General features: G+C 44.2%; 5 protein-coding genes. 2 read left to right on the top strand and 3 right to left on the bottom strand.

The features are described 5' to 3' along the window. Window positions 1-182 precede the first annotated feature (182 nt). Together VIM87_RS19045 and VIM87_RS19050 are read left to right on the top strand one after the other, a co-directional pair. The gene (locus VIM87_RS19045; protein ID WP_331998531.1) at window positions 183-773 is read left to right on the top strand and encodes a TetR/AcrR family transcriptional regulator; all 591 of its coding nucleotides are present in this window, start codon (window positions 183-185) and stop codon (window positions 771-773) included. Between the two features lie 73 nt (window positions 774-846). Then, entirely contained in the window at window positions 847-1,716 is an 870-nt protein-coding gene (locus VIM87_RS19050; RefSeq protein ID WP_331998532.1) for an NmrA family NAD(P)-binding protein, read from the top strand. Between the two features lie 69 nt (window positions 1,717-1,785). Here VIM87_RS19050 and VIM87_RS19055 read toward each other — a convergent pair whose 3' ends face one another. The 3 genes from VIM87_RS19055 to VIM87_RS19065 all read right to left on the bottom strand — a co-directional run. Next, complete coding sequence (locus VIM87_RS19055; RefSeq protein WP_331998533.1) at window positions 1,786-2,472, bottom strand: alpha/beta fold hydrolase; 687 nt, start codon at window positions 2,470-2,472, stop codon at window positions 1,786-1,788. 113 nt (window positions 2,473-2,585) lie between these two features. Further along, window positions 2,586-4,433, bottom strand: a complete 1,848-nt coding sequence (locus VIM87_RS19060) for an RICIN domain-containing protein (RefSeq protein WP_331998534.1) — start codon at window positions 4,431-4,433, stop codon at window positions 2,586-2,588. A 130-nt stretch (window positions 4,434-4,563) separates the two neighbouring features. Further along, the coding region (locus VIM87_RS19065; RefSeq protein ID WP_331998535.1) for a T9SS type A sorting domain-containing protein at window positions 4,564-5,242 on the bottom strand (679 nt) is incomplete at its 5' end.

Genomic DNA, 5,242 nt, shown 5'->3' on the forward strand with positions numbered 1-5,242 from the left:
GAGACAGGATAAAGCCTTAGATGGCTTAAAGCTGCACGGTTAGGCCGCTATTCGTAGTCAAATGTGGTTTCAGGTAATACCTGGAGTTCAATGAACTGGTTTGTCATTTAAAGATCAAAAAAAGGGGATACCGTTATTTAATATACTTTTTAGTATATTTTTGTGGCGTCAATAATCGTTTGATGACAAAAGCAGAAAGAACGAAGAAATTTATCATTGAACAGGCGGCTCCTATTTATAATGAAAAGGGAGTTGCAGGAACCAATGTGGATGACGTTTTAGAGGCTACAAAATTAACCAAAGGAGCAATTTATAGTCATTTTAAGAATAAAGATGATTTGTCCATGCAGGTAACGGATTATTTGCTGGAAAAAATATGTTCAGGTATTGCCCAGGTTATGAAAAAGGAAGCCAGTGCAAAAGGGAAGATCTTTGCTTATCTCGATTTTAACAAAAAGCCGTTGAATCCTTACATAAAGGGCGGCTGCCCTATGTTTAATATGGCTGTGGAGTTTGATAGTGATAACAATTCGTCTATTAGGCCAAAGATCGGGGAGAATTTATATGTTTCACAAAAGAACTTCGCTTCTATTTTGCGGGAGGGAATTAAAAATGGTGAGTTTTCATCTGCTCTTGATCCGGACGCCTATTCATTTAAAATGTTTGCGGCGATAGAAGGGGCAATTATTATGTGCCGTGCGATGAATAATGAGCGGCCGATGCAAGGGTTGATCAAAAGCTTAAAGAGCGAACTGGAGGCCTACGAGCTTTGATTTTTTTTGAGTAATAATATACCAAAAGGTATATTTTACCGGAATAAGAAATTCATAAATAAAAACTGAAAACATGGAAAAGCCTAAAATTTTAGTTACAGGCGCAACCGGGTCAACAGGCGCTCCATCTGTAGAGATGTTATTACAAAGGGGCCACCCGGTACGCGCCTTAGTACATAAAGAAGATGTGCGATCGACCCGCCTGAAGAACCTTGGCGCGGAAATAATTGTGGGTGATATGCAGAACATGGATGACGTTCGTGCAGCCTGGAAAGGTGTTAAAAGAGGATATTTTTGCTATCCACTGAATCCGGACCTGTTAGATGTTACCGTTATTTTTGCACAGGCTGCAAAAGAAGCCGGCGCTGAATTCATCGTTAACATGTCGCAAAAGCAGGTTGCAGCTACCGCTAAAAGTCCTGCAACGATACGGCACTTTTTATCAGAAGAAGTGTTTCGCTGGTCAGGCATTCCAACTACCCATTTACGGCCAACTTTCTTTTCAGAATGGTTCCTGTACATTGCTCATCAAATTAAAGCCGGGAAACTGCAAATGCCTTTCCCTGAAGATGCCCGGCATGCGCCGGTAGCCGGGGAAGATCTGGCACGCACCATCGCAAGTATTTTAGCGGAGCCAGGGCCACACATTAATAGGGCTTATCAGCTTTTTGGACCGGAACTTTTAAGCTATGCAGAAATAGGTGAAGTATTTAGCCAAACCTTAAATAAGGATATTATTTACGAGCAAAATAGCGTTCAATCAATGGCAGATTCAATGGGATTAGGAGGAAGTGACCACTTTAAAGATCACCTTGCGAATGTTATCAGCGACGATCTTTTCGGTACACCGGATATGAATGATGTGATTGAAAAAATTACCGGCAAAGGGCCAATGACTTTAGCTGAGTTTATAGATAAGAACCGGACAGCTTTCACCACTTAATTTTGGTGCAGCTGTATAGGCAGATGATAGAGTTTTCGCCATGAGCTTACTGGGGCGCCATGAATACCTTTAACGATATTTCTCTTCAAGCCCATACAATACATCCACCAACTTCTCCGGACATTCCCTCATCACATTGTGCGCACAATGTATTGTTTCCACATGCCAATCCGGAGCATCTTTTAAATTTTCATATTGTTTAACAAAGGGGCTTGGCTCCCAGCCACTGAGAAAAATGAATACACGGTTAAGCACCCGTTCATAATCTCCGCTCAAATGTAAATTTTGCATGAAGGTGGCCAGGGGATGCGGTCTTCTCCGGTCATCCGCGCCCGCTGGAACTTCAACCGAGAAGCCATCCCTGCCTGCTCCGGCTACAAAACGTTGCCGGTACATTTCAGTGGTAAGGCTCCAGCAGGAATCTCCATCTTTAGGAATATAAGCATCAATATAAACAAGCGCATGGATCCTTTCCGGAATTTTATCTGCCACGCCTGTAATAACTAACCCGGCATAGCTATGACCGCATAAGATCACATTGGTGAGATCTGCTGTTACAAGCTTGTCTGTTACGAACCGGATATGGGCATCTAAGTTTATTATCCTGTCTGAGGGCCCGGGTTGTGGTTCAAGGCCCGGTAAGGTTAATGAAATACATTTTTTCCCTAACTGCTCCAGCTTACTGGTTATTGGATCGTAAGCCCAACCACCGTGCCATCCTCCGGGAATAAAAACATATGTTCTTTCATCTTTCATAATGGATAAGTTGTACCAGGTAATTCACAAGTTTCGCAAGATAAACAAAATACTACACTGTGAATTACCTGGCCAACGGCAACTTATCTACTTTAAAACTGTACCGTACCCAATTAGTTTTTGATGAACTTTTTAACAACCGTTTTATTACCCCTGCTAATTATAAGCGTGTATAAGCCTGGTTTTAGCGTGGATACATCAATGCCATTACCTGAAATCACCGTGTTTATTACCGGATGCCCCAGCACATTTAAAACAGCGGCTTTGGCGCCGGTAAGTTCTTTGGAAGAAAAGAAAAGAGTTTGCGTTGCGGGGTTAGGATAAAGGGTTAATTTATTTTCTGTGCTGAGTGTCTTTTTTTCTGCAGATACAATTTTTGCTACGTTTTGTACCAGCTTCCATTGCCCGCATAGCTGGCTGTTATTACCCCACTGGCGAACATTTGCGCCATTTGCGGAGCTGGCATCTGCCACTTCTACTACTTTGCCGCTATGTTTGGGAATGATCTTATAGTATCCATCTGTTGTAGCTACCAGTACAAATTGTTGATTAAAACCGCTTACATAATCCCACTGGTGTACGTTTGCGCCTTCATCTTTACTCACGCCCGACACATCTACTGCTTTACCACTGGCTACTACATTGATCCGGTATGCCCCATCACCCAGGTGTGTTAGCTGGAACTGCTGATTATTTCCTCCGGCATATTCCCACTGCTGAATATTTCCGCCATTTTCCTGAACATGCTCTGCTGCCAGGTCCATATATTTGCCGCTGTTCCGGTTTTGAATAAAATAGGCGCCTGCTAAATTGGTTACCCCGGCTGTTCGTACGCGTAAGGAGGAAACTTTATCATTTAATCCATCTGCAACCAGGCAGCTTACATTCCCGCTATATGTTTTAGAAGCACCACTGAAATTGTCATCGTCGTAAAGCGTTACCTGAAATCCTTCCGCTACGGTAAGGCTTGATAACAGGTCGTTTCCTATGCCCAGGGATTGCAGCCTGCTTAGATTATAGTCGCCTGCTTCCAATCCATTGGCAAAGCCCTTGAAATCACAGTCGTTGTAAAAGTTTGCAACTTCTTTCTGGCTTTTGGTACGGATACCAAAGATCGTATTCACCCTGTTTGCCAGTTCCTGGAGATTAATATTGTTGTCGTTATATACCCAGTAAAATCCTCCTTTGGAATTACAATTGTTCTTGGCCCGTGTCATTTTATCGGCTACGGTATTTCCATTCTCATAATTCAGATCGCCTGTGTGCAGCTCAATATTGTTGATGTTCCAGTCACATGGATTATTGCCGGCGCCTCCCTCATACCATTGTAAATAGATCTTATCCACGGCCCCGCTGCGCTGGTTATTAACATTGGTAGCCAAGCTTTGCCAGTATGCCTTATTCATATAAGGGGCCAGCGTGGTTTTATATCCAATGCCGGCTAGCATAACATGGAAAGCGGTAGCAGAATTAACGTCATAGGCTTCTTCATCGTCGTTATTAATGGCGTCTATAGAAGGAATAGCCGCTTTAAGCGCCTGGAAATTACGGTAAAGGATACTTCCGGTACCTGTACCCTGACTATTGACCAGGTTCCTGATATTTGTGTAGGAGTGACTGCCCCAGCCGCCAATGCAGGTTTCCACCCTGTTGATAGAGGTGACGCCGGTTTTGAGCGCAGTTACATCAGCAATGTAGTTAGGATTGGTGGAACCGAAAACGTAAGATCCGTTTGAGCAGATGGTTTGTCCATCCGTAGTCAGGTCGCCGTTCGCCTCAACCGTGACGTTAAAGAGTATTACATAGGTAAAACCCGAAGCTTTCAAGTCAGCTATGGTATGATTCCTTTCTCTGCGGAAATGCCCGCCAACGTAAATGCCTGATTGGGCGGAGGTGGATTCACTTGCGAATACAATGATCAATAGAAAAAGTACAGACAGAAGTTTAGAATTAGTGCTCATAATTAATATGGTTTTTTAGGATGTAATGTGAATTAATCAGGGATCGGGCATAGCTGTGCACCAGGCCCCCTGGTACACAGCTATGCCCGATGGCTTTCAAATATGGCAAAGGATATCATGAACAAAGCAGCTACAGACGCAGCAGTTTTATCGTGTTGGTTAACTTTCTGCTGGTCTCATCATAAATATTCAGCAGGTACAACCCTTTGCTTAAAGGTGTACTAACGGTCACTGCTACACGGCCCTGGTTTACTACCCGCTGGGTATACACAACCCGGCCCTGCTGGTCGAGCAACGACAGGATAAATGCCCTATCAGGAGACAGCCCGGTGAGGGTAAATTGCTGGCTAAACGGGTTAGGTGATATGCTGAGATGTTCCTGCACCATTATCCCGTTCTTCTGTTGCGACCTTGCCATGAGCGGTTGCGGGGCTGTAACGGTAAAGGTCCGGGAAATGCTGATGGTATCCAGCGGATGCCAGAATGTTACCTGCAGGTTATGCGAACCTGCTGACAAAGTACCCGGATCAATAATAAAGGAGCCGTTGGGATTTATGGGTAATGTGGTTGCACCATCCAGCAACGCCGCTACCTCAGTATGCCAGCGTACCGGAGGATAGTTTGAGATCAATATGGTATCAGGGGGGCCGGCCATGCTGTATTTGCTTTCCAAAGTACGAAGTATGGGCGGGGTATTTAAGATGGGGTATACAGTCATGGATACGGAAGTGTCGCTGGTGTACGTAAGACCGTTTGAGCCCTGCCATTGCAGGATATCAATCCCTACGATACCGGGATTGGGTGTGTAT

This window comes from Chitinophaga sp. (assembly GCF_036569125.1).
Taxonomy (GTDB): Bacteria; Bacteroidota; Bacteroidia; order Chitinophagales; family Chitinophagaceae; genus Chitinophaga.

Excerpts from the sequence above, each read along its gene's own strand:
- VIM87_RS19045 (WP_331998531.1), top strand. The coding sequence starts at position 183 with ATGACAAAAGCAGAAAGAACGAAGAAATTTATCATTGAACAGGCGGCT.
- VIM87_RS19050 (WP_331998532.1), top strand. The coding sequence starts at position 847 with ATGGAAAAGCCTAAAATTTTAGTTACAGGCGCAACCGGGTCAACAGGC.
- VIM87_RS19055 (WP_331998533.1), bottom strand. The coding sequence starts at position 2,472 with ATGAAAGATGAAAGAACATATGTTTTTATTCCCGGAGGATGGCACGGT.
- VIM87_RS19060 (WP_331998534.1), bottom strand. The coding sequence starts at position 4,433 with ATGAGCACTAATTCTAAACTTCTGTCTGTACTTTTTCTATTGATCATT.